The organism is Thermotoga sp. KOL6 (assembly GCF_002866025.1).
In the GTDB taxonomy this organism is placed as follows: Bacteria; Thermotogota; Thermotogae; order Thermotogales; family Thermotogaceae; genus Thermotoga.
The window spans coordinates 695,209-717,147 of sequence record NZ_LNDE01000001.1 but is presented as its reverse complement, the minus strand read 5'-3'; the positions used below and the strand labels follow the sequence as shown (position 1 = coordinate 717,147).

Below are 21,939 nucleotides of genomic sequence, written 5' to 3'. Positions count from 1 at the left end.
ACCACGGAGGTGATTTTTATGAAAGTGGGTATCATAGGTCTTGGAAGGGTAGGATCCAGTACCGCATTCGCATTGTTGATGAAAGGGTTTGCGAGAGAAATGGTTTTGATAGACGTGGACAAAAAAAGAGCTGAAGGAGATGCTCTCGATCTTATACATGGAACTCCCTTCACAAGGCGAGCTAACATATACGCTGGTGAATATGAAGATCTAAAGGGTTCCGATGTGATTATCGTTGCTGCAGGTGTTCCGCAAAAACCGGGAGAAACCAGACTTCAACTTCTTGGAAGGAATGCAAGGGTGATGGAAGAGATAGCCAGAAATGTGTCGAAGTATTCACCAGAATCCATAGTGATCGTGGTTACCAACCCAGTCGATGTTCTTACTTACTTTTTCCTCAAGGAATCGAAAATGGATCCAAGGAAGGTGTTCGGTTCCGGTACAGTTTTAGACACCGCAAGGCTCAGAACGTTGATCGCTCAACATTGTGGCTTTTCTCCAAAGAGCGTCCATGTTTACGTGATAGGAGAACATGGAGATTCAGAAGTGCCTGTGTGGAGTGGGGCGATGATAGGAGGCATTCCTCTCAAAAATATGTGTGAAATCTGTAACCGTTGTGATGCGAACATTCTTAAAGAGTTTGCAGAAAAAACCAAACGTGCAGCGTATGAGATCATAGAGAGGAAAGGAGCAACACATTATGCAATAGCTTTGGCCGTTTCGGATATAGTTGAAACAATTTTCTTCGATGAAAAAAGGGTATTAACACTATCTGTTTATCTCGAAAACTATCTTGGCGTTGAAGATGTGTGTATCAGTGTTCCTGTTACTCTGGGAAAAAGCGGAGTGGAAAGGATTCTTGAGATAGAACTCGATGAGGAAGAATTAGAGGCCTTCAGAAACTCAGCGAACATATTAAAGAGTGCCATTAACGAAATTACGGCTAACGATTATGGAGATCAAAACGAGCGCGGATAAAGCGACGTAGACCGTATCATAAAATTTCCATTCCACATCTTTGAATTTTGTTTTTGGGGGCTCGCCTGTGTAAAGGCGAGCCTCCATTGCCGTTGCTAACTCCTCGGCTTTCCTGAGAGCAGAAGTCAGCAAGGGGACGATTATAACCACTAAGGCTTTCAATCTGTCTACGAGTTTCCCTCTTTCAAAGTTCGCTCCTCTTGAAATCTGTGCTTTCAATATCCTATCTGCTTCGAGGGCTAGAATTGGAACGAATCTCATGGCTATAGTCATAACCATTCCGATCTCGTGACCGAGTTTTCTTGCTCCAAACAGGGAAAAGAAACTCTCTATTGCTCTCGCTGACAACAAAGGTGGAGTGGTTGCCGAAAAGTTCTCGGCAAGAAGAATTATCAAGACAAGCCTTAGCATTATGTAAACGGCAGACAAAACGGCTTTGTCCGTTACTATCCAAAAAATCCTCTTTCCATCTGAAGGAGTCAAGAGTTGGACTAGAACAGCAAAAATGAGAAAGAACCATAAGCTTTTCAATCCAGCTATGTACACTTTCAAGCCAGTTTTGCTGAGTGTCATAAGGACAAAGATCATCGCTGCTGGAACAATGTATAGCAGAATGTTGGGTACGAGCAAAATAGAGGTTATTAGAAGAACCATTCCCACAAGCTTTGCCCTAGGGTCCAATTTATGAATGATGGAATTCGTAGGTATATATCGCCCAATGAGAACCGTTGGAAGCTTCATTTTCTACCCTTTTTCGCTTTCTTCTTTGATGAAATTTCTTTAAGAGTACCATCGAGCAGTTTCTTCATCTTTTTCAACTCGCGACAAACGAGATAATTGATGCTGTTTCTCTCGTATTTCCCTGTTTTCGTGAGTTTTCCCGCTTTCATTCCCATCACAAGTTCTATGGCATCGTCTACCGTTTCTACAGTCCATATGTGGAAGAGTCCTTTTCTCATGGCTTGGATGATCTCATCTTTCAACACAAGATTCTTCGCGTTGGTTTTCGGTATGATTACACCTTGTTCACCATCGAAACCACGATTCTTGCAGGCTCTGAAAAAACCCTCTACTTTCTCGATTATTCCGCCGACAGGTTGAACCTCTCCGTGTTGGTTTATAGATCCTGTCACTGCTATTCCTTGTTTTATCGGTACCTTTGAGATAGCCGATAGAAGTGCAAGAATTTCGGCGAGAGAAGCACTATCTCCTTCCACTTCACTGTAAACTTGTTCGAAACTTATTGAGGCACTGACGGAGAGTGGGAACTCTTGAGCATACCTGCTACCGAGGAATCCCTCGAGTATGAGAACCGCCTTGCTGTGTATCTTTCCGCTGAGGTCGGCTTCTCGTTGAATGTCCACAACACCCGGCCTACCGAGATAGGCTTTTGCGGTTATTTTTACAGGTACCCCGAAGGAATAATCTCCAAGATCGAGAACAGTTAGACCGTTTATCTGTCCCACTCTTGATCCGGTCACCTCAACCATGAGATCAAATCTTTTTATCATTTCATCGTACTTTTCTTCGAGTAGATTCTTTCTGTTCTCCATGGCGTGGAAGGCTTTGAGCACATGAGAAGAGTCGGTGATTGTAGAATTTTCCATCTTCGCTATTTCTCCGGATTCGACGATAAGATTCACAATGTCTCCAAAAATTGCCGATAGTTTCGTGCTGTCTTTTGCATTTCTCATGGAATACCAAATAACCTTTTCCAAAGCTTTTTTGTTGAAATGAGGGAGGTTCTTTTCGCGACACACGTTGGAAACGAAAGAAGCGTATTTTTGAATGTTCAATTCATTTTTTGGAATTTCCCAATCAAAATCTGCCTTTATCTTGAAGAGCTTTCTGAAATCACTGTCCAGTTCGTAGAGAAGCTCGTACAAATGAGGTGTTCCTATTACTATAACTTTCAAATCAAGGGGAATTTTCTCGGGTTTCAGAGTTATGGTGTTGGAAATTCCCAGAGAGCTTTCAAGATTTTCAATTGTGATCTGACTTTCCATGAGAGTTCTTTTCAGGTTGTGCCATACGTAAGGTTGACTCAACAAGCGTTCTGCTTCCAAGATCAGGAATCCTCCGTTTGCTTTGTGAATGCTACCTGGTCTTATCATGGTGAAATCGGTTTGTAAGAAACCACTTCTCACATAATACTCTATCTTCCCGAAAAGGTTTGAATACGTTGGATTCATTTCAAAGACGACGGGAGCACCCTCGAGGTCGGAGTTGTCTACTATCAGATTCAGGGAGTACTTTCTCATGTACGTTTCCTTTCGTTCCTTAGCATCCATCTTGAGGAATTCCACCAGATTTTCAACGATGTCTTTTTTCACGTCTTCCAGGAACTTTTTGATGGTGTCTCCTTCAAACTCGCTTTTCATCTCAGCAAAAAGGGGTTCTATAGCGAAGAGCGCAGTTCTTCTGTGAAATTCTTCCAAAGATTTTCTGAACTCTACATCCAACTTTCTGATTCTGTATAGCGTACCGTCCACGAGATGTTTCAATTTAATCTGTCTCTCTTCGATCTCTTTCTTCGCTTCCTCTGGAAGGGCATTCACCGCTTCGGGTGGGAGAGGTTTCCCGTTGATGATAGGAAGCATGACCACACCGGCAGGAGTAAGTTGGACGGCAAATCCAAGTTCTTTCGCTTTCGCTTCTAGATCTTCCCAGAGTTGTTTTTTCATGAGAGAATATCTCTCTTCTATCTCGGAAATCTTTCCTGCGAATTCTTCACTTTCAAAAGATTTATTCAAAACTTCGACTACTTCGTTTATCAGGTTCTCGAGACTCTTTTTGAATTTCTTCCCCTGCCCGGCCTTGAAAGATATCACTTTCGGCTCATAAGGGTTTTCAAAATTGAACACATAACCCCAATCGTTCGGTGTGGGCAGTTTCTTTGCAGTCTCTTGGAGCATAGTCTGAACGAAGGTCCTTCTGCCCGTACCCGTTACACCTGTGACGAAGATGTTGTATCCCTTCTCTTTTATTTTTATTCCCAAGTCTAGAGCTTCTTTGGCTCTTCTTTGACCTATGAATCCCTCACTGGGAGGAATTTCTGCCGTGGTTTGGAAGTTCAGAAAATCAAGATCAAGGTTGTTTATTTCCTCAGGCTTTATTTTCTTAATCATTCTTTCACTCCTCTCGTTTGTGTGATCGAGATTAGGAAGATTTTTTACTCGATCACATTTTATTGTACAATAATCGAAGAGAGGATGAATCAACTGAAACGAGAAAGGGTGAGATCAATGGGAAATGTCATAGTTGTGACCTCAGGTAAAGGAGGCGTGGGTAAGACCACAATAACTGCCAATCTCGGTTGCGCTCTAGCAAAACTCGGGGAAAAAGTTTGTCTTCTCGATGCAGATATTGGTTTGAAAAACCTCGATATAGTTTTGGGTCTGGAGAACAGAATTGTCTACACGTTGATCGATGTCGTGAATGGGAAAGTTTCTCCCCAAGAAGCTCTCGTCAGACACAAGGTATTGAAGAACCTTTATTTGCTTCCAGCCTCTCAGATAGCCACGAAAGAGATGGTTTCTCCCAACGATATGAAATCGATCGTCAAAGAACTTATCCCAAACTTTGATTATATCATTATCGATTCTCCAGCCGGCATCGAAAGAGGTTTCAGAAACGCAGTAGCACCGGCAGAAAGGATCCTTGTGGTTACCACTCCAGAAGTTCCCGCCATATCGGATGCCGACAGAGTAATCGGTCTTCTGGAAAATTTTGGTTTCTCGGATGAGAACATTCACGTTGTTATCAACAGGTTCAAACCCCATATGGTACGGAAGGGAGAGATGCTCACAACGGACGATATAAAACATACGCTTTCCCTGGAAATTATTGCCGTCATACCCGATTCTGAAGATATAATTGTTGCTTCCAACACGGGAGTACCAGTTTCCTTAAATGGTAACTCCAGAATTTCAAAAAACTTTGAGAATCTTGCGAAGAGAATACGAGGAGAAAAGATCCCGTTGGAAGAAGATTTTGCGACTGTCTCAAAAAGTTTTCTCGATTCATTAAGAGATTTCTTCTCAAAATTCAAGAGGGGATGATACGATGAAGTTCCTATTTTGGGAGTTTGGAAAGAAAAAAAAGAGCAGAGAAACTGCAAGGAAAAGGTTGGAACAGATCGTCGGAACAACTAAAAGAAAACAAATGAACATAGCCGAAATCATACCGAAAGAGGTTCTCGATAAAAATTCGGATAAGATAAAGGAAAGAATTGCGAGCTGGCTCTCTGAAACGTTCAATGTCGAAAAAGACAAAATAAAGATAGACTTAGAGGAACGAGAAGGGCACGTTGTGATCATAACGAACGTGTTCTTTAAATAGGAGGTGCGAAAGATGCTGAAAAAGTTGACAATTCGGACTTCTATGCGCGTTCAGTTTGTTGACATCACTTCGGATGTCATCAGAGCGATAGAAGAATCGGGGGTGAAGAATGGTATTTGTGTGGTTTTTGTGCCTCATACCACTGCTGGAATTACGATCAACGAGAATGCGGATCCCAGTGTTAGACACGATATAATCACCACTCTATCCGGCCTTGTTCCGGCCTCAGCGAATTACACGCATCTGGAGGGAAATGCTGACTCCCATATAAAAGCTTCTTTGGTGGGTTCATCGGTTACGCTTATCATCGAAAACGGCCGACCTCTCCTTGGAACGTGGCAAGGCGTATACTTTTGTGAATTCGACGGACCGCGTACCAGAAGTGTTTACGTGAAGATACTCGAAGATTAGTCTAGGATTCTCAGTTTCATCTTCTCTTCCAAGGAAAGTTCCGTAAGATCATCTATAAAGATTATCTTTGGTGGTTCTATTCCATTGAATTGGGTGTTGTATTCTACAGTGTAGGCTCCTGCGTTGATGAAGCACACAAGATCGTTGAGGGTCACACTCTTTGGGAGAAGCACTTTGTCGTAGATCACGTCGATGCTGTCACAGGTTGGACCGGCGAGGTGATATTCTTCTAATTCGTCTTTTTCCTTTCCCAAGACTCTCAGTTCGTATTCAAAGTTTTGAAGAGTCTCTGCAAGACCGTGAAATGCTCCTGCATCGATGTAAATCCATTTCTCTCCCGCCCTCTCGCTTTTCAGAAGGACTTTCGTGACCAACCATCCTGCTTCCCCAACCATGTATCTCCCGGGTTCCGCTATGAGTTTCAGGTTGTGAACGAACCAGAGGTGTTCGTCTATTGCCTCCTCGATCGCTCTGCCGATTTCTTCTATCGAAGGTATGGGCTTTCGATGTTGAACCGGAAACCCTCCTCCGACGTTCAGCAAAGAAAGGTTCAATCCAGATCTCATAGCCTTTTTGAAAATCTTCCCAGCAACCTCTATGGCTTTTTTCCAACTTTCTGGGTTTAAATTCTGTGATCCCACATGAAAACTTATTCCAACCGGCCTCAGCTTCATTTTCGCGGCGTAGAAGAGGAGTCTTAGAGCATGATCAGGATCCGTTCCGAATTTCCGAGAGAGTGGCCAATCCGCGTCCTCCCCGTCCGTTGATATCCTCACGAACACGAAACTTCCCGGTGCGTTTATAGCCACCTTTTCTATTTCCATCTCACTGTCAACAGCAAAGAGTTTGATTCCGTTTTTGTAAGCAAAGGCGATATCTTCTTCTCTCTTGATAGTGTTTCCAAAACTCATCCTTTTTCCATCTATTCCAAGGGCGAGAAGCTTTTCTATTTCACCTTTCGACGCTACATCGAAATTACAGCCCAATTTCGAAAGAAGAGAAACAATCCGCGGATGCGAGTTGGCTTTTACGGCATAGTATATGTCAGCTTTCCTCAAAGCCGATTTCATTTCAAGATATTTCTTCTCAACTATAGAAAGATCAAAGAGCAGGAAGGGAGTTTTCACAACTTCGAGAGCTCTCCTCACCCAATATTCCATCAGCAATCCCCCTCTTTGTGGAAAAGATTCAGCACGAATAAAGGATAGGAAAAAAAGGAAGTGGCATAAAGCAACTTTCGGTAAAAACTTTTTTACAAATCGGATCGTTTCGAAATTATACATAGACTAAGTTACTTAAATAACAATAGGCTTTGAATGGCTTTCTTGACAGAACATAACATGATTTTATAGAATCAGTTTGTGATCTAAAATCCCGGAGGGAGGGATGTGAAGATGAAACTCTCCACTCTGATGTACTTGGTGATACCTATCATTGTTGCAGCAGGAGTGGTGGTATTCTATCTTACGGTAACATTTTCTACCGGTAAATTGAATGAAGGTTGGGTGTCTAACTTCGGTGAAACTTCTGAGCGATTTGTGGAAACAGCCGTTGAGTCTGAAGCAAAGGTTCTTGAAAGTGCTTTACATGTAATTGTCTCAAACCGAGAAATTGTGGAAGCGTTTGCACAAGGTGACAGAAATAAGCTCTACACTCTCACAAAGGACATTTTCAAGGAACTAAAGGATCACGGAATTGCTCAGTTTCAATTTCATACACCTAATAATCGAAGTTTCCTACGCGTCCACAATCCGGAAAAATACGGAGACGATCTTTCAGCGTTTAGAAAAACCGTTGTTGAAGCCAACAAAACGAAACGATTGGTGAAAGGATTAGAAGTTGGTGTTGCAGGATTGGGATTGCGCGTTGTAATGCCGATTAACTATCATGGAAAACACATAGGAACGGTGGAACTGGGTGCTAGTTTGGGAAAGGAATTTCTTTCAAATCTTCCCGGTGAAGATATCTTATACGTGTTCTATGACAACTCAGGTAATCGCGTTGATCTTGTTGTCAAGGAGAAGGAGGATATAGAAAACTTTGTGGATGAGTTCGACCTTGAAAAACTACTGCGGGGTGAAAAAGACTACAGATTCGAAGGACAATACTTTTTCGTTGCCACGCCACTGAAGGATTTCTCTGGGAAATATGTAGCGGCGATTTTGAGCAGATACAGTGCAAGCCAAATTGCAGGTGAAATAAACAAGAACAAATCTGTTGCTTTGGGTACCGGTATCGGTGTAGTGGTGGCTCTCTTAGCAATACTCGTTCCAGCGGCGAGAATGACCGTCAACAAAATTCGAAAAATTGTAGGAGCGCTGGAGAAATTTAGTCAAGGAGATCTCACGGTACGTGTTGATTTGAAAGGCAAAGATGAATTTGGACAGATCGCTTCCAACATTAACAAAGCGATCGAGGCACAGGCAAAGAGCGTGAAAGAAGTACGTGATTCTGCTTCTCAATTGTCAGCATCCGCGAATGGATTGGCATCAACGGCGGAGGAGCTCAGCGCGAATGTGGAAGAATTCACAGCACGATTAGAAAACGTTGATGAGGAGATACAGAATGTATCTGCATCTGTGGAAGAAGTGAACTCGGGGGTTGAAGAGGTTGCAGCGGGTGCTCAAACCGTATCGAATGCGGCACAGGATCTAGCTGAAAAAGCCACAACGGTTTCGAATGCGGCAAACAAGGGTCAAGAAGCTGTAGATATAATAACGAATATCATAGAAGATACATCTATCAAAGCTGACCAAACAGAGAAAATCGTGTTGGCCTTAGTTGAGAAAGCCGAACAAATAGAGGAGATAACAGAGACTATCAGATCTATAGCAGAACAAACGAACCTTCTTGCTTTGAACGCTGCTATTGAAGCAGCTCGTGCAGGGGAAGCCGGCAAGGGATTCGCCGTAGTGGCTGATGAGATCAGAAAGTTGGCAGAGGAAAGTCAATCTGCAACGGATAAAATAGCGGCAACGTTGGGAGAAATCCAGCAGTTTTCACAAAATGCAAATCGAGCGACCAAGGAAACCGTTGAAGCGGTTCGAAAAGCAAGTGAACAAGCTGAAAATGTGGCTGGTGAGCTCAAGAACATTCTAAAGGAAGTCGGAGAAATAACGGATATGATCAACAATCTGGCAGCTAGTGCTGAAGAACAGAGTGCAGCAATAGAGGAAATATCCAGTGCTGTAAACAATATCACACAATCTGTAACAAGGATTGCTCAAGAGATAGAAGAAGCAACTGGTGCAGCGAAAGACCAAGCAACTGCAAGTCAACAAGTAGCAGCAACCGCGGAAGAACTGTCCGCACTTTCTGAAGACTTTGTTAGACATGTAGAAAACTTCAAAATATAGCTTTGTTTTATTAAAGTGGGGGACATCCCCCACTCTACATTTCCAGTTGCTGCAGAATGGTCATCGGTCCGATGGCGGTTTGCATGCTCAAAGCCAATCCCCGCGGATCGCATATCGCTCGATAGAGCGCCTGACCGTTGAAATAAATGGTCGAATAGATGGTGCCATCTTCTCCTATCTCGTTCACCCACGAAAAGGCAATATCCGGAATTTCAAGAATTGTGTCTTTTTGAAGCAGGGAAGGATGAATATAAAAAGGACCTACCTCAGGAATTGCTGTTAGTTTTGAATTTGGATTTGAATAAGGAACATCATAAAGTTGATAAGAAACATCGTAGACAGCAAGAGGACCTTGAAAACCGTTGAAATTCACAATAGTTTTTCCTATAGGAGTCCAATATCCTAAGGCCGAGGAAAGAATTGTGTAACTGTGGCTTTCTTGAGCTACCTCAGGGAACTCCAACTTTGGCCAATCCACATGGAAAGTTTTCAAAAAGGTGTACTCAGCAAGACTTGTTCCCGTCGGTTGTTTTTCCAAGAAGATGAATTTCAGAATTCTTCCTTCTTGTGAAACTATGAAATTGTAGGAAGATGCTCCATAAAGATCACTTTGAAAAGTGTAGCTCAGGAGGAAACTACCATCTGGATTCTGCCCGCCGCTTACGATAATATTTTGCTTAGCCAGTTCTGCACTCTGTGCAAGAATATCACGAATCTGTTCGGGATTGATGTAAATCGGCAAAGCGGTCGAAGAAGTGTTAACTTGCGTCATACCTTCTAAATCCGACAAAATGGTTATCCATATCCCATACGATATGTTATTGGCAACGTTTGTTACAAGAAGTATACTGTAACCATTAGCATAATAACCGCTTTGCCCTTCTTCACCTGCCGTTCTGTTCCCCGCTTGCACACTGTAAAGCACAACGAGGCCTGGCGATACCCATTCTGGTAGCGGATACTTCGCTCCAATTCGTGGAATGATTTGCTCGAGTATCTGATTTTGATTGGGGAAGAAGCCTTCGTATTGGCCAAGAGTGAGAGTTCCCAACAGAAGGAGATAAACAAAGAACATCCACCGTTTCATGATATCCCCTCCCTGTTAACAGCTATTATACAATATGATATAATAGTTCAGGATATAAAATTTTTAGTATTTGAATTAAAAGGAGTGAAACAATGAAGAAGATGCCAGAAAGTAAGGAAATTCTAAACATGGTTTTTGATCTGGTGAGGGCATTTTCCAGACTCATGCCTTTTTTACCGGATGCGGAAAACATGAACACACTCGAGTTCTATCTCTTCATGTTCGTCGCGTTGAAAGGTCCCTCTTCAATGAGTAAGATTGCTGAGGAATTGTCCGTCAGTAAAAGCAACGTCACGATAACAGTGGACAAATTGGAGGAGAAGGGATATTTGAAAAGAGAACGCTCAAAAAACGATAGACGGGTGGTGATGGTATCCCTAACGAGAAAAGGCGAGGAGCTTTTCAAGATCATCCTGAAAAATTTCGAAAGTGTGATAAAAGATGTTGTTTCGAAAATTCCCGATGATGACCTGAAAGTGATATCAGATGGATTCGAACGTATGACACGGTTGTTTTTGAAAGGAGGTGAATGAAGATGGTCCTTGTAACTGGAGCCACAGGTCATGTGGGTAATGTGCTTACTAAAAGACTAGTTCGTGAAGGGCGAAAAGTCCGGGTTATGGTTCTACCGAAAGATGATCTCACACCCTTGGAGAATTTAGACGTGGAAATTGTGTACGGTGACGTTAGAGATAAGGAAGTTGTTGCAAAGGCTATGAAAGGGATTGAGTTGGTTTATCACTTAGCGGCGGTGATTTCTATCACACCTTGGAAGAGAAAGTTGCTTTATGAAGTGAATGTGAAAGGAACTGAAAACGTTTTGAGAGAAGCAACGAAACATGGAGCGAGGATGGTTTACGTTTCATCCGTTCATGCTTTTGCCGAGCCGGAACCGGGAGCTGTGATAGATGAAAACATCCCTGTGGATCCAAAAAGAACAACTGGTTTTTATGGGAAAACGAAGGCTATCGCCACACTCAAAGTTTTGAAAGCTTCTCGCGAAGGAGCAGATGTTGTTGTGGCATGTCCCACGGGAGTGATAGGTCCTTACGACTACAAACTTTCAGAGATGGGCAAGGTGTTCATGAAGTTTCTCAAAGGGAAATTGCGAATTTGTATCGACGGATCCTTCGATTTTGTGGATGTCAGAGATGTGGTCGATGGGCTTATGAAACTTTCAGAAAGAGGTAAGAAAGGTGAAATATACATTCTTGGAAATCGTTCTGTAACCATGAGAAAAATGATGACAATGCTCGAGGGAATAACCGGAATTCCCGCTCCCAGAGTGTATTTGCCTCTTCATCTGGCTTGGGTTGTTTCAGGATTCTCCTTGATGTTCTCAAGTTTCGGGAGACATGAGGCCATTTTCACCCCATACGCCGTTCATACGTTGACGAGAAATTATGCATTCTCCCACAAGAAAGCGGAAATCGAACTTGGATATCGTCCCAGGCCCCTTATTGAAACTTTGAAAGACACAGTTGAATGGTTTCGAGCCCAGATCTTACTCAGAAGTATGAAGATCACCCAGCTAACAAGCTCACGAACCGGAGATTGAGAGATCTATATTGTTAACATATTGTAAAGATCATAATTTTATTTCGTTTCAAAGCAGCTTAAGATTGCTTGGGATGATGATCGGCGGACACTTTGACAGTTCGATTTCCAAGGTGTACACTTATGAAGTGCCGCTGAAAGCGGAAAGATTTTGGAGAAGGAGTGATTTTTTCATGAGAGGTACGGTTAAGTGGTTTGATTCTAAGAAAGGTTACGGTTTCATCACCATGGAAAACGGAGAGGACATCTTCGTTCACTGGTCGGCGATCCAGATGGATGGTTTTAAGACCCTCAGGGAAAACGAACAGGTTGAGTTCGAAGTTCAGCAGGGTAGTAAAGGGCCCCAAGCAGTCAATGTGAAGCCTGTTAGGTGATAGAAACCAAAAACAAATCCAGGCCCCGGTGGTGAAGCCGGGGCCTTTTTTGGTATATTCTTCTAGGAGATCTCGTAATATGAGGAGGTGCTGGATTTGGTCAGGGTACGTTTTGCTCCCAGTCCAACAGGTCATCTTCATGTTGGAGGAGCCAGGACAGCTTTGTTCAATTGGATGTTCGCCAGAAAAGAGGGTGGAAGATTCGTTCTGAGAATAGAAGACACAGATCTAGATAGAAGCTCAAAAGAGTTTGAAAGACAGATACTCGGCTCTCTGAAATGGTGTGGATTAGATTGGGATGAAGGGCCTGATGTAGGAGGCAATCACGGTCCTTATCGCCAGAGTGAGAGGATTGACATATACAGAAAATACGCCGCAGAACTTGTGAACATGAAAAGAGCGTATTATGTGGTTTACGACCGTGAAGATCCTACTAAGGAACTTTTCACTACTTATGAGTATCCTGAAGAATTCGTCAGAAAGGGACATTCTGTTACTATAAAGTTCAGAGTTGTTCCAGGAAAGACGGTGTTCCATGACCTCTTGAAAGGCGATATGGAATTCGATAATTCAACGATCGAGGATTTCATCATCATGAAATCGAACGGTTTTCCCACTTACAACTTCGCAGTTGTTGTGGATGATCATCTAATGGAGATTTCTCACGTGTTCCGAGGAGAAGATCACTTGTCCAACACACCGAAACAGATTATGATTTATGAAGCGTTCGGTTGGGAATCTCCCGTTTTCATGCATATTCCCCTGATACTCGGACCCGACCGAACTCCTCTCAGTAAAAGACATGGAGCAACTTCGGTTGATCACTTCAGAAGGGAAGGTATTTTGAGTCGAGCACTAATGAACTACCTTGCTCTTCTCGGTTGGAGAGTAGAAGGTGATGAAATATTCACAATAGAGGAGAAAATCCAATCCTTTGATCCTAGAGATATATCCAACAAGGGAGTGATATTCGATTATCGGAAGCTTGAATGGGTGAATGGAAAACATATAAGAAGAATTGAATTGGATGATTTGAAGAGGGAATTCATCAATTGGGCAGAGTACGTGGGTAAAGAGATACCGAAAGCAGAGGAAAGATATTTCCTCGACGCTTTACGTATATGCAGAGAGAAGATCAACACTCTATCACAGCTTTACGACATTTTGTATCCATTTTTGAGTGAGGAGTACGAATACGAAAAAGAGTACATCGAAAAATTTTTGAAAAGGGAAGAAGCAGAAAGAGTGTTGAATGAAGTGAAAGATGAGTTCGAAAAGTTAAGTGAGTGGAATATGAAGCAAATCGAAAAGGTGTTGAGAGAAGTTGCCGCCAGGGGAATCGCATCGAAAAAAGTGATTTTCCAAACCGTGAGAGGAGCGGTGACCGGGAAACTCGTCACTCCAGGATTGTTCGAAACGATAGAGGTTCTCGGAAAGGAAAGGACACTTAGAAGACTCGAGAGAACTCTAAAACTTTTAAAAAGACTCTGAAGGATCGTTCCAGGGGTGAAAAAATGAAATTGGCTTTTTTGGGGGATGTTCATGGAAACTTGGAGGCTTTGGAAGCGGTTTTGAGAGATATCGAAGGAAGAGGGATAGATGAGATCTTTTGTCTTGGAGATCTGGTTGGTTATGGGCCGGATCCTGAAGCTGTTGTTCAAACGATTAAAGCAAAAGGAATAAAGACGATTATGGGAAATTACGATGATGCGGTTGGGTTTTCAAGAGAGAATTGTGGTTGCTCTTACGCACCTGGAAGAGAATCGGAAGTTGGTGATATTTCTCTGAAGTGGACCATAGAGCACACATCGGAAGATACTAAGGATTTTCTGAGGACTCTTCCAAAAAGACTTTCCTTTGAGGTGGAAGGGGTGAGATTTCTTCTGGTTCATGGTAGCCCTCTTAACGAGCTTCTCGAATATGTGAAGCCGACTACTTCTGCCAAAAGGTTGAAAGAAATCATCGAATCTGTTGAAGAGAATATCGTTGTGAACGGTCACACGCATCTTCCAATGACAAAATGGGTTGGGGGAAAACTGATTTTGAACCCAGGAAGTGTAGGAAGGCCCAAAGATGGAGATTCTCGGGCATCTTATATCATTGTTGAAGTGAATAAAGGAGTCGTTTGGTTCGAATTTGTAAGAGTTTCGTACGATGTGAAGAAAACGGTGGAGAAGATAGTGAAAAACGGCCTTCCCGTTGAGCTAGCCACGGTTTTGGCTTTGGGTCAAACGTTCGACATGGGGCCCGGAAAGCCCGAGTTCTTCCTGTAAAGTATGAACGCGCAACATCCTTTGAACTTTCCTTTACTTTCAACGGGTTTCGTTATATCATCGACGATTCCCTTCAGTGATTCTTGAAGACTTTTTCTGTACGCTCCTTTCGGTTGCATACAACCGAGAATCACTCTTTTGAAAAGCTTTCTGGCCTTTTCAAACACCTTGAGAACATCCTTCAAAATCGGAGGTTCTTTTTCTTCGAACACGGTTCCAACCGTTGGAATGAACACGTTCAAAACTATCGAATCGGTCTCGTTTGATAAGATCTCGAGTGCTTTCTCCTCGTGAGATATTTCCCCACCCATTATTCCAACAGTTATATGGAAAACAACCCTCTCATAGAAGCGAGCGATCTCCAAGATCTCATAGGGACTCAGGGAAATACCGTATATTTTTTTCATGATCTTTGAATCACCGAAGAAATCCATCGAGACAACATCCGCAAGTTCTTTCGCTGTTCTCGACTTTTTAAATCCCACGTGAAAGTTGTACAGAAGGTTATACTTCTTTTTGTACCATTCAAGAATTTCTTTGTATCTTTCGAAAGGGATCGAACCATCCGGCAACATTCCTCCACTTATCAGAAAACTTCTGTATCCCTTCTCCACGTAGGAAGGGATCTCTTCGACGGTTGCCATGTGTTTCAGATAATGCCCACCACAGTGAGGGCAATTCAACGAACAGAAGGATTTCGTAACACTCACCGGTATCGTGTGAGATGGATCTATCGTCAAGTACAACACCCCCTTGATGTAACCAAAAGAAATTATACTTGGAATTAAAATTTAGAGTTAAAATCTCAAGGGAGGTGGTAGGATGAGGAAATTGTTGATTGTCTTCCTAGTGATTCTCCTGAGTGTTCTTTTAGTTGGAGTAAGACTCACAATCCTTCATGTCAACGATACTCATGGACACGCCTGGGCATTCGACGAGTACCGAAATCCTGGGATAGGAGGTCTCGCCGCAATCGCAACAATTGTAGAGGAAGTGAAGAGAGAAGTTGAGTCACAAGGGGGTTATGTGATCTTTTTGCACGCAGGCGATATCAACACGGGTGTACCTGAATCCGATCTTCAAGATGCTATCCCAGACATAGTGGGATTCAACATGATAGGACTCGCAGCTATGGCAGTTGGAAACCATGAGTTCGATAATCCTAGAGAGGTTCTTCTCAAACAAATGAAATTTGCCGATTTTCCGTTCCTCTCCGCAAACATCGTCAAAGAAGATGGAGAGCCGTTCTTCACACCCTACGTGGTTGAAGATCTTGGAGGATTGAAAGTAGCCGTAATCGGTTTCACAACGGAAGAGACTACCATCTTAGAACCGCTTTACCTTGAAGGATTGAAATTTGAAAACGCTTTGAAAATAGCCCAGAAACTCGCGCCAGAATTGAAGGAACAAGCGAATGTTGTTGTAGCCCTCGCTCACCTCGACTGGGGTGAAGAAGCGAAAGAAGGAGTGACCACAACCCATCAGCTTGCAAGGGTTGAAGGAATAGACGTTGTGATAGCAGGACACAGTCATTACCTAGGATCGGAAGTGGTGGATGGAAAGATTGTTGCCTCGGCGGGTGATTACGGAAAGTACGTTGGAAGGCTTGATCTCGATATAGAAAACGGAAAGATCGTTGCATGGCATTGGGAAGCGATCCCTGTGAATCTGAAGGTGTACGAGAATGGAAAATACAGGTACGTGGGGAAGCCCTATCTCGAGAATAGATACGTTGCGAAGGCTCTTGAGTACTTCAAGAAGATCGGAAATGAAAAACTCGACACCGTAATCGGTGAAACAAAAATCTTGCTCGACGGCGAGAGAGAGCATGTGAGATCCAGGAGTACCAATCTCACAAATCTAATAACGGATGCAATGAGATGGAGAGTCGGAGCGGACATTGCCCTCACTAACGGTGGTGGAATCAGGGCATCGATAAGACCCGGAAAAATAACGGTGAGAGACATACTGACAGTTCTGCCGTTTGGAAACACCCTCTACGTTCTGAACTTGACAGGAGAACAGATCATGAAAGTTCTCGAGTATGCTGCTACCGTTCCTGAGGGGAAGGGTGCCTTCTTGCAGGTTTCTGGTCTCACTTGGAGGAGCAAAGATGGCAAGGTTGTAGAAGTGTTGGTGAACGGTGAACCACTCGATCCGAAAAAGGTCTACAAAGTCGTGACGAACAACTACATGGCTGGAGGTGGAGATGGATACACCATGTTGAAGGAATGGGGAGGTTACGATACAGGTTTCCTCATGTCAGATGCGGTGATTGAATACATCCAAAAAGTTCTAAACGGTGTGGTAGAAGAATACGATAGTTCTCAGAGGTATACAAGAGAGTAAAGGAAAAGCCCCAGCGAAGAGCTGGGGCTTTGTTTTCTTAGTGCACTTTTACATTGGAGGATATTCTATAAAACCTCCGAAGGTTGGGTCTGGTAGCTCTTCATCGAACATGATTCCTTCTATTTCGTCCCAGTGGGCATCTGGGAAGTAGTCTTTCAGATCTTGATAATTGTCGGTGTTTCTGAGAGCACCGAAATGAAGGGTGACGGTTGCGTCTGTTGTAATCAAGAGATCTGGAACGTCCTCGGTATCTATGAAGTTTTGAAGTTGTGTCTTCACTTCATCGAAATCCATTGATGGGTCGACGAAATAATACCCACTTGTTAGATCGTGTACATCCGAAGCGTCCAAGTCGTTTTCTATGTCTTCTATGCTCCTCAACAAGCCATTTGCGGCACTCACCAGACTGTCAACAAAATCTACAAGATAGTCTGCTCCACCAGGTAGAAATTCCAAGAAAGGATCGAGTCTGTCCTCCCATTCGCTTCCTGTGATGGTAGCATCATCACTGGTGTCAATGAAGTCGAATATCTGATACAGTGTCATGGTGGATGGATTTGTTAGGTAGAGTTCCACTTCATCGTATAAATCTTGTGGTATGTTCAAGTTCCAGGTGAGAATAGGATCGATCAAGGCCTTGAGTGAGGTGACGATCGTGAGTAAGAGGCCGAGTTCACCGTTGTCGATCTGTATGTAATCATTGTCGTTGAACTCTGGTGGATCAGGGATTTGGCCTCCTTGAACCAATGCATCGAGAGTTTCTATATCGAACCATGCGTCTCCACCGTTTGGATCGATAGTTGGTGTGGAAGAGAACACCGGTTCCTCTAAACCGAAGATGATCTTGTATGCTTCTACGGATATTATGCCATCGGTGATGATCAAAGGTTGATTTGGTTCAGCTGTACCGTCGTTGTCCCAATCTAGTGTGTTTACCTGTAAATGAAATTCTATGTTTGCATCTACTGCCACAGAAAGATCTTCCTCTGCACTTTCGAGAAGTTCATGAAGTTCTTCGAGAGCAGGAATCAACTCCTGGTTGTAGTAGTCGTAGAACCCTTGTACGTCAACTGTTGAGGGTTGACGAGTCATAGGTACTATATTTTTCATAAAGAGAGAAAATCCCATCAAAGAAGGTGTTTTCATCAGGGAGACAGGAAGTTTTTTAAGAGAATCGATGGAGTACGGTGAGAACATTTTTGAATTAGATGTTAGTTCTGATAATTGAACGAGAGCATCGCGTGTTTCCAAGATACCTTTCAGTGCTCTCGCTACTGGATCATCCGGGTTGTCTTGTAAAACCTGTTCGAGTTGTTCTTTAGCCTCATCGATGTTTCCCTGATTCAAGTTGGAAAGCACATCATCAGTAGTTGGAGTGGTTCCACCTCCAGGAACATTTCCACCGATATTTCCAGCGATAGGACTCATACACCCAACGAGAAAAATCGTAAGTGTTGTAGCAATCGCCACGATAATAAAAAAATGAGCTTTCCTCATGATCACACCCCCTTGATTTAAAATTATATCATTTTATCTAAACAACTTCAATTAAATTTATTCTTTGATACATTCTCAACAACAATCTTTTACAATCTTTAACATGCTTTTTAACATATTACATCACGAATATTCTACATCTCCAAAAAAATATGCTGATATACATTTTTACAAAAAAGCAAATAACAGTGAAAAAACGTTTCATGAAAAGTATGATCAAGAATTTTATAATTATGCTATCAAGAAATCAAAGGAGGGTTTATATATGAAAGAAAAAGTGGTTCTTGCATACAGTGGAGGGCTCGATACCTCTGTTATTCTCAAGTGGCTCTGTGAAAGGGGGTTTGAAGTGATAGCCTATGTGGCGAACGTGGGACAGAAGGAAAATTTTGAAGCGATAAGAGAAAAGGCGTTGAAAACGGGTGCGTCGAAAGTCTACGTTGAGGATCTCAGAAGAGAATTCGTAACGGATTACATATTCACGGCTCTTCTTGGAAACGCCACGTACGAAGGAAGGTATCTACTTGGAACATCGATAGCAAGGCCCCTCATAGCGAAAAGGCAGGTGGAAATAGCAGAGAAAGAAAGAGCAAAGTATGTTGCACACGGTGCAACTGGAAAAGGGAACGATCAAGTCAGATTCGAACTCACTTATGCGGCTTTGAATCCAAACCTTAAAGTGATATCTCCCTGGAAAGATCCAGAGTTCCTTTCTCGATTCAAAGGAAGAACGGATCTGATAAACTACGCAATGGAGAAGGGAATACCCGTGAAGGTTTCCAGGAGGAGACCATACAGTGAGGATGAAAATCTGATGCATATTTCACACGAGGCAGGCAAGTTGGAGGATCCCATGTACATACCGGATGAAGATGTGTTCACGTGGACAGTTTCTCCGAAAGAAGCCCCTGACGAAGAAACGTATCTTGAAATTCATTTCGAGAGGGGAATCCCTGTGAAAGTTGTGAACTTGGAAGACAAGACCGAGAAGACGGATCCGCTCGAACTCTTTGAGTATCTCAACGAAGTAGGCGCGAGGAACGGAGTAGGAAGATTGGACATGGTCGAAAACAGATTTATAGGTATAAAATCCAGGGGGGTCTACGAGACACCAGGTGCGACGATTCTTTGGGTTGCTCACAGAGATCTTGAAGGCATCACCATGGATAAAGAGGTAATGCACCTCAGGGATATGCTTGCACCGAGGTTTGCTGAACTCATATACAACGGTTTCTGGTTCTCGCCTGAGATGGAATTTCTTCTCGCTGCCTTCAAAAAGGCACAGGAAAATGTCACAGGAAAAGTGGTTGTTTATGTTTACAAAGGAAACATCATGCCTGTTGCCAGGTATTCGCCTTGTTCTCTTTACAATCCAAAACTTTCCAGCATGGACGTTGAAGGAGGTTTCGATGCCACAGATTCGAAAGGCTTCATCAATATACACGCTTTGAGATTGAAAGTCTACCAACTTGCGAAAAAGGAGAGTCAGAAATGAGTGAAAAACTCTGGGAAAAAGGATACAAGATCAATGAAGAGATCGAAAAGTTCACCGTCGGAGATGATTACCTTGTTGATATGAAAATAATAGAGTACGATATAAAGGCTTCCATTGTACACTCTCGTATGCTTCAAAAAGTTGGCCTTTTAACGGAGGAGGAACAAGTAAGGATAGAAAAAGCGCTTGAGGAACTCTTGGGACTCGTGAAAGAGGGAAAGTTTCAGATAAAACCAGAGGAAGAGGATTGTCATACCGCTATAGAGAACTTTCTTGTGGAAAAACTGGGTGAAACTGGCAAGAAGATTCACACTGCTCGCTCAAGAAACGATCAAGTTCTCACAGCACTCAGACTCATGTACAAAGAAGAGATGAAGAAAATAGAACAACTAATTAAGGATCTTCAAAAAAGCGTAGACGAGTTTACAAGGAAGTTTGGTGAAGTGAGATTTGCAGGATTCACTCACACAAGAAAGGCAATGCCAACAGATTTTGCAACGTGGGCTGGAGCTTTAAAAGATGCCTTGGAAGACGATTTGAAGCTTCTTGAAACTACTTACAAGATCGTAGATCAATCTCCTTTAGGAACGGGAGCGGGATACGGTGTTCCAATAGATGTAGACAGGGAGTACACGGCTAGGGAACTCGGCTTTTCTAGAGTGCAATGGAATCCTATCTACACGCAGAACAGTAGAGGAAAATTTGAATATCTAATTTTACACACACTTTCTCAGATATCGTACGACTTGAACAGATTCGCTTCAGATATCATCTTCTTTTCTCTTCCTGATATTGGGTTCCTGAAACTCCCAAAGGATATTTGCACGGGGAGTTCCATAATGCCACAAAAGATAAATCCAGATCCACTTGAACTTGTGAGGGCCTACCACCACTCGATTGTCTCGAGAATGGTGATGGCAGTGACCCTTCCGTCTAATTTGATTTTTGGCTATCATAGAGATTATCAGCTTTTGAAGAAACCGATGATAGAAGCGTTTGATATCGTTAAGAATATCTTAAGAATAATGAAAATAATTTTTGATCGCATTGAAGTAGACAAAGAAAAATCTGAAGATAGTATTACTGAGGAAGTTCTGGCGACTCACCGAGTGTACGAGCTCGTGAAACAGGGGATACCGTTTCGGGACGCTTACAGGATGGTGGCTGAAAAGTATGGGAGGGAAAGAGATTGATCAAAGTGGGAATAATTGGAGCGACAGGTTACACCGGATTAGAGCTGTTGAGGATTCTGAAGAATCATCCAGACGTAAGAATTACTTACCTGTCTTCTAAAACTTACGCTGGGAAGAAGATGAGCGAAGTGTATCCGTCGACACTTGAGGATACAGTACTTGAGGAATTCAATCCTGAAAAGATATCCAAACTCTGCGATGTGGTTTTTACAGCTCTACCCGCTGGAGTCACTTACGGGCTTGTTCAAAAGATGGAAAATGTAAAAATCATAGATCTTGGTGCAGATTTTCGTTTTGACGATCCGAACACTTACAAAGAGTGGTATGGAAGCGAACTCGAGAAGTACGATGAGATAAACAGGGTGTACGGACTTCCTGAACTTTACAGAGAGTCGATCAAAAAGGCTGGTATTGTAGGAAATCCTGGATGTTATCCCACGAGTGTGATTCTGGCTCTGACTCCTGCTCTCAAATACGGCCTTGTGGATTCGGATACTATCGTAGTGGATGCCAAATCCGGTGTGTCGGGGGCGGGAAGAAAAGAAAAGATGGATTACCTTTTCAGTGAGATAAACGAGAACTTGAGACCTTACAATGTAGCAAAACACCGCCACGTTCCAGAAATGGAACAGGAGTTAAAAAAAATCTCTGATAGAGATGTGAGAGTAATTTTCACACCACATCTTGTTCCCATGACACGCGGTATTCTTTCGACGATTTACGTGAAAACGAATGTTTCTCTCGAAGAAATACATAGAGCTTACCTCTCTTTCTACAAGAAAGAGCCTTTCGTACACGTTCTTCCTCCTGGAGTATATCCTTCAACAAAATGGTGCTATGGATCGAATCATGTCTTCATAGGAATGCAGATAGAAAGAAGGACGAACATGTTGATTCTGATGAGTGCAATTGATAATCTTGTGAAAGGGGCATCAGGACAGGCTGTTCAGAACATGAACATTATGTTCGGTTTGGATGAATCGAAAGGTTTGGAATTCACACCCGTATATCCATGAAAGGGGTTGGAA

The 21,939-nt window shown here is 42.8% G+C and carries 20 protein-coding genes; 14 read left to right on the top strand and 6 right to left on the bottom strand.

Annotated elements, in window-relative coordinates; translation table 11 throughout:
• Positions 1–18 precede the first annotated feature (18 nt).
• Positions 19–978, top strand: a complete 960-nt coding sequence (locus AS005_RS03840) for an L-lactate dehydrogenase (protein ID WP_101510333.1) — start codon at positions 19–21, stop codon at positions 976–978.
• On the opposite strand, the gene ecfT is transcribed toward AS005_RS03840, so the two are convergent.
• Both ecfT and AS005_RS03830 read right to left on the bottom strand, forming a co-directional pair.
• Positions 916–1,719 carry an energy-coupling factor transporter transmembrane protein EcfT gene (gene ecfT, locus AS005_RS03835; RefSeq protein ID WP_101510332.1) on the bottom strand — a complete coding sequence of 268 codons (804 nt, stop codon included), beginning with the start codon at positions 1,717–1,719 and terminating at the stop codon, positions 916–918. The genes AS005_RS03840 and ecfT overlap by 63 nt on opposite strands.
• Positions 1,716–4,106, bottom strand: a complete 2,391-nt coding sequence (locus AS005_RS03830; protein WP_101510331.1) for a Lon protease family protein — start codon at positions 4,104–4,106, stop codon at positions 1,716–1,718. The genes ecfT and AS005_RS03830 overlap by 4 nt, the downstream gene beginning before the upstream one ends.
• A gap of 117 nt (positions 4,107–4,223) precedes the next feature.
• Between AS005_RS03830 and minD the strand changes: the two genes are divergently transcribed.
• Genes minD through AS005_RS03815 form a run of 3 tightly spaced genes read left to right on the top strand, consistent with a single transcriptional unit; the run spans position 4,224 to position 5,730 of the window.
• A complete protein-coding gene (gene minD / locus AS005_RS03825; protein ID WP_101510452.1) occupies positions 4,224–5,039 on the top strand; it encodes a septum site-determining protein MinD in 816 nt (271 codons plus the stop codon).
• A gap of 4 nt (positions 5,040–5,043) precedes the next feature.
• Complete coding sequence (locus AS005_RS03820) at positions 5,044–5,319, top strand: hypothetical protein (RefSeq protein ID WP_101510330.1); 276 nt, start codon at positions 5,044–5,046, stop codon at positions 5,317–5,319.
• 12 nt (positions 5,320–5,331) lie between these two features.
• The gene (locus tag AS005_RS03815; RefSeq protein WP_101510329.1) at positions 5,332–5,730 is read left to right on the top strand and encodes a secondary thiamine-phosphate synthase enzyme YjbQ; all 399 of its coding nucleotides are present in this window, start codon (positions 5,332–5,334) and stop codon (positions 5,728–5,730) included.
• Here AS005_RS03815 and AS005_RS03810 read toward each other — a convergent pair.
• On the bottom strand, positions 5,727–6,890 hold the full coding sequence (locus AS005_RS03810) for a type III PLP-dependent enzyme (RefSeq protein ID WP_199203826.1): 1,164 nt from the start codon (positions 6,888–6,890) through the stop codon (positions 5,727–5,729). The two genes, AS005_RS03815 and AS005_RS03810, sit on opposite strands and share 4 nt — an antisense overlap.
• A 234-nt stretch (positions 6,891–7,124) precedes the next feature.
• Here AS005_RS03810 and AS005_RS03805 point away from each other — a divergent pair, with 234 nt between their 5' ends.
• Positions 7,125–9,086 (top strand): methyl-accepting chemotaxis protein, encoded by a 1,962-nt coding sequence (locus AS005_RS03805; protein WP_233186240.1) that lies wholly within the window; start codon positions 7,125–7,127, stop codon positions 9,084–9,086.
• Between the two features lie 34 nt (positions 9,087–9,120).
• On the opposite strand, the gene AS005_RS03800 is transcribed toward AS005_RS03805, so the two are convergent.
• Entirely contained in the window at positions 9,121–10,173 is a 1,053-nt protein-coding gene (locus AS005_RS03800; protein ID WP_101510327.1) for a hypothetical protein, read from the bottom strand.
• A 92-nt stretch (positions 10,174–10,265) separates the two neighbouring features.
• Between AS005_RS03800 and AS005_RS03795 the strand changes: the two genes are divergently transcribed.
• From AS005_RS03795 to AS005_RS03775, 5 genes are all read left to right on the top strand, one after another.
• Positions 10,266–10,706 (top strand): MarR family winged helix-turn-helix transcriptional regulator, encoded by a 441-nt coding sequence (locus AS005_RS03795; protein ID WP_101510326.1) that lies wholly within the window; start codon positions 10,266–10,268, stop codon positions 10,704–10,706.
• Complete coding sequence (locus AS005_RS03790; protein ID WP_233186228.1) at positions 10,703–11,731, top strand: NAD-dependent epimerase/dehydratase family protein; 1,029 nt, start codon at positions 10,703–10,705, stop codon at positions 11,729–11,731. The genes AS005_RS03795 and AS005_RS03790 overlap by 4 nt, the downstream gene beginning before the upstream one ends.
• Positions 11,732–11,903: 172 nt before the next feature.
• A complete protein-coding gene (locus tag AS005_RS03785; protein WP_101510450.1) occupies positions 11,904–12,104 on the top strand; it encodes a cold-shock protein in 201 nt (66 codons plus the stop codon).
• 96 nt (positions 12,105–12,200) lie between these two features.
• A complete protein-coding gene (gltX, locus tag AS005_RS03780) occupies positions 12,201–13,595 on the top strand; it encodes a glutamate--tRNA ligase (RefSeq protein WP_101510324.1) in 1,395 nt (464 codons plus the stop codon).
• Positions 13,596–13,618: 23 nt separating this feature from the next.
• Complete coding sequence (locus tag AS005_RS03775) at positions 13,619–14,377, top strand: metallophosphoesterase (protein ID WP_101510323.1); 759 nt, start codon at positions 13,619–13,621, stop codon at positions 14,375–14,377.
• On the opposite strand, the gene AS005_RS03770 is transcribed toward AS005_RS03775, so the two are convergent.
• The gene (locus tag AS005_RS03770; RefSeq protein WP_101510322.1) at positions 14,332–15,117 is read right to left on the bottom strand and encodes a radical SAM protein; all 786 of its coding nucleotides are present in this window, start codon (positions 15,115–15,117) and stop codon (positions 14,332–14,334) included. The genes AS005_RS03775 and AS005_RS03770 overlap by 46 nt on opposite strands.
• An 82-nt stretch (positions 15,118–15,199) precedes the next feature.
• Between AS005_RS03770 and AS005_RS03765 the strand changes: the two genes are divergently transcribed.
• A complete protein-coding gene (locus tag AS005_RS03765) occupies positions 15,200–16,726 on the top strand; it encodes a bifunctional UDP-sugar hydrolase/5'-nucleotidase (RefSeq protein WP_101510321.1) in 1,527 nt (508 codons plus the stop codon).
• 48 nt (positions 16,727–16,774) lie between these two features.
• Here the strand turns inward: AS005_RS03765 and AS005_RS03760 are convergent, their stop codons facing one another.
• On the bottom strand, positions 16,775–18,223 hold the full coding sequence (locus tag AS005_RS03760) for a tetratricopeptide repeat protein (RefSeq protein WP_101510320.1): 1,449 nt from the start codon (positions 18,221–18,223) through the stop codon (positions 16,775–16,777).
• 265 nt (positions 18,224–18,488) lie between these two features.
• On the opposite strand from AS005_RS03760, the gene AS005_RS03755 reads away from it, so the two are divergent.
• From AS005_RS03755 to argC, 3 genes are read left to right on the top strand one after another with little or no spacing between them, the layout of a single operon-like run.
• Entirely contained in the window at positions 18,489–19,718 is a 1,230-nt protein-coding gene (locus tag AS005_RS03755) for an argininosuccinate synthase (protein WP_101510319.1), read from the top strand.
• On the top strand, positions 19,715–20,911 hold the full coding sequence (argH, locus tag AS005_RS03750; protein WP_101510318.1) for an argininosuccinate lyase: 1,197 nt from the start codon (positions 19,715–19,717) through the stop codon (positions 20,909–20,911). The genes AS005_RS03755 and argH overlap by 4 nt, the downstream gene beginning before the upstream one ends.
• Entirely contained in the window at positions 20,908–21,927 is a 1,020-nt protein-coding gene (gene argC / locus AS005_RS03745) for an N-acetyl-gamma-glutamyl-phosphate reductase (protein WP_101510317.1), read from the top strand. Before argH ends, argC begins: the two co-directional genes overlap by 4 nt.
• The last annotated feature ends 12 nt before the right edge of the window (positions 21,928–21,939 follow it).